The 3,210-nt window shown below is 27.4% G+C and carries 4 protein-coding genes; all 4 read right to left on the bottom strand.

The features are described from left to right. On the bottom strand, positions 1-918 hold a 918-nt coding region (locus ACR0QS_RS12250), incomplete at its 3' end, for a PD-(D/E)XK nuclease family protein (protein ID WP_432633737.1). A gap of 57 nt (positions 919-975) precedes the next feature. Continuing rightward, positions 976-1,278 carry a nucleotidyltransferase domain-containing protein gene (locus ACR0QS_RS12255; protein ID WP_432633738.1) on the bottom strand — a complete coding sequence of 101 codons (303 nt, stop codon included), beginning with the start codon at positions 1,276-1,278 and terminating at the stop codon, positions 976-978. Next, positions 1,275-1,694: an HI0074 family nucleotidyltransferase substrate-binding subunit gene (locus ACR0QS_RS12260; protein ID WP_432633739.1), complete on the bottom strand. Its 420-nt coding sequence runs from the start codon at positions 1,692-1,694 to the stop codon at positions 1,275-1,277. The genes ACR0QS_RS12255 and ACR0QS_RS12260 overlap by 4 nt, the downstream gene beginning before the upstream one ends. Positions 1,695-1,811: 117 nt before the next feature. Further along, on the bottom strand, positions 1,812-3,113 hold the full coding sequence (locus ACR0QS_RS12265) for an RtcB family protein (RefSeq protein ID WP_432633740.1): 1,302 nt from the start codon (positions 3,111-3,113) through the stop codon (positions 1,812-1,814). Positions 3,114-3,210: the final 97 nt, after the last annotated feature.

Here is a 3,210-nt window from a genome sequence, read left to right on the forward strand (position 1 = left end):
AAGTAATACTTTAGCATTCTCGAACATATCAATATATTCTTGCGCTTTTTCTACGGTTTTAATCTCCTTAAAAAGATTTTCTTTTAATACATTTTCAATTTCATCTTTTGTCATGTCGCTCTCCTCGTTTTCTCCGCTTATACTTTTTTCATTATCTATTATTTGTATAAGCGCCGATTTTAATAATTTATAATTATATTTATTATTTTCTTCTTCATTATTTAGAAAAGAAAATTCCTGCCTTTTTAAAATACTCTCAAGCCAATAGCCTATTTCCGCATGTTTTATATTTGCAAATTTGCCATAAAGTTCTCCGTCTTCTTTTTTGTAATATTCTTCAGGCAAACTATTTTCGCTCGGTTCTTTTCCTTCTGGCGTTAAGTAAATAGCGTAAACATTATTACCACAGCCTTCCTCTTTCGACATAATATTATAATATTTTTCTAATTGCCTATCTCTATCGATATAACCTATTTTATTTTCAATTATTACGGCTAAAGATTTTTTATAACGAATTAATATATCTATATGTTTGTATTCATTTTCTACTTCAACTTTTCCCCAATTAATATTATTTAAATCAATCTTATTTTTAAATTTATCGTTCATAAATTCCAAAAATAATTTAGCAAAATTAATTTTTTCTTTTTTTATCTTTAATAATTGAGAAAGCAAATCGCTATTATAAGGTTCATAAGTAAGTAATCTGCCTACTGAAGTTTTTCTTCTTATTGAATTTAGGACATTAAATTGAGGCGGAAGTTTTTCCATTTCCGCTTTAACTTTTTCTCGAACTTCAATTAAAGATTTAGAAATACTTCCCAAATAATTTAATTTTTCTTTTTCGTCATTTTGAAAAGCGTTTATTAAGGGCAATAATATATTTTCTATATTTTTTATATTTAAATTTTTAGCCATAAAGTTATTAATTAATTTTTTTATTATGTTTAATTATAATTTAAAAATTGATTAAAATCAATTTGAATTATAAATAATTTCGTTTCCGCCGTCCACAATCTTTTTAAATTTATCGCTAATATTATTATAATCAATTATATCGACTCTATATGGCAAATCGCTTTCTTCAAACGCGTCTTTTAAAAGATTCAAAAATTCAAAAGATAATTTTTCGCCCGTATCTATGGCTATATCGAAGTCGGAAAATTTTCTATTATTATTTTTATAGCGAGAGCCGAAAGCGTAAACTTTTCCCTTTTTAATATGCGCGTTCAAAATTTTTATTATAATCTCGAATTCTTCCAAAGATACGGCAATCATTGATTATTATCCTTTAATTTTTTTAATAAATATTTTACATAAGGCAAAAATTCAAGCGCCGATTTTAAAACTTCTTCCGCGGTAGTTTCGGAGTAAATATGCGAAGTTTGATTTCTGCAGTCTTTAAAAAATATCCATTTTGAAACATCATCTATAAGCAAATGCTCGCCTGCAAGTCTGAATAATTCTCTTTTTGTAATTCCTTGCGCTATTCCGTAGCTTATATTTTCATTGAGCCATCGGACAATAAATTTCCAGCTTTGCTCGAATGCCACTTCAAAATTTTGTATTACTCCAGAGCGTAAAGCTTCAATTAATTTTTTATCGCTTTTATTATCGCTTAATATTTTTTTATAAACTTCTATGGAATTTTCTAATGATAAAATAGAATTTTCTAAAGCTTCGAGTTCCAGCATAAAATTATATTTCCTTGATTATATTACGATTATTAAAATCAATTATAAAATTATTATATATTTAAAAACTATTTTTACAATCATAATAAACATAATCAACATAATAAAAACTATAAATCAAGAAACAGTTGACTTTATATTTAAAACGGGCTTTAATCTATCCGTTATATTAGCCGTAGGTTCAATTAATTTTTCTATAGTTTTTGAATCTTTATAAGTCTGCGGAGCTTCGTCTAAAGTATGTTCGCAAATACTGCTCGAATAAATTCCTTTCATAGAATCGATAAAATCGTTTATATTTATCATGCTTTTTGCCTGCGTTCTTGACAAAACTCTTCCAGCGCCATGCGGAGCGGAACAATTCCAATCTTCGTTGCTTTTTCCTTCGCAAATCAATATTCCGTCTCTCATATTAAACGGTATAATCATTTTTTCGTTTTTATAGCTTCTTATCGCTCCTTTTCTTATAATAAAATCTTCAAAATCGATAAAATTATGAACGGATTGAAAAGTATTTTCTATTTTAATATTTAATTCGTTTGAAATTATTTTTAATATCGTATCTCTATTAATTTTCGCATAATACTGCGCCACAACCATATCGATGCAATAATCGAACATATCTTTATTTTCCAAATAATATTTTTCGGAATCGTTTTCTATTTTATATTTTATTTCATTATATTCTTTATATAGCATGTCAAATTTTTCCGCGTCATTATTTTTGCGGGCTTCTTCTATATTTTCAAAAAACCAAGCGGCTGCATCTATTTTTTCTTTATTTTTATTTATATGATAGTTGCAAACTCTCGTCCCGAAATTTCTTGAACCAGAATGTATAGTTAAATAATAATCGTTATTTTTGGACGCTCCCATTTCTATAAAATGATTTCCTACTCCGAGCGTTCCCAAAGAGCGATAAAATTTTTTAGATTCTATATGAATTCTATCGAGCATATTTTTTATATATCTGTCGTCAATTTCAAAAGTCGCAAAATTCGTATTATATCTTTTATTATAATTTACGGTAAAGTTTTTTATTAGTTCGCTTAATTCTTCCGTATTGAAAAGTTCGCTTTGTCTTGTCGGCTGAATTTCTCTTCCCATTGGAATAATATTTTTTATTTTCTCGTCAATATATTCCAACGGCATATTTTTAATTTCTTCTCCCAATTTCGCGCATAACATACCGCAGCCTATATCGACTCCTATATGAAACGGATTTACTCTGTCGGTTAACGGCATCGTAAAACCTATAACTATTCCTTTTCCCAAATGAGTGTCGGGCATTATTCTAATCTTTGCATTTTCCGTAGCTTTTTCATTCAAAATATTTTGTATGAGAGCGTAAGAAGGTTCTTCTATCTCGTCTGCAAATATTTTGCAATCTTTATTATATTTTCCTTTTAATTCTATCATTTTTAACTCCTTAATAAAAAAATAAAAAAATAAAAAATTAATTTATATAATAATTATAACATGTAACTAGTATCGCTCACCGATACTTGTTTTTTAT

It is taken from the genome of Brachyspira sp., from assembly GCF_050873525.1.
Classification (GTDB): Bacteria; Spirochaetota; Brachyspiria; order Brachyspirales; family Brachyspiraceae; genus Brachyspira.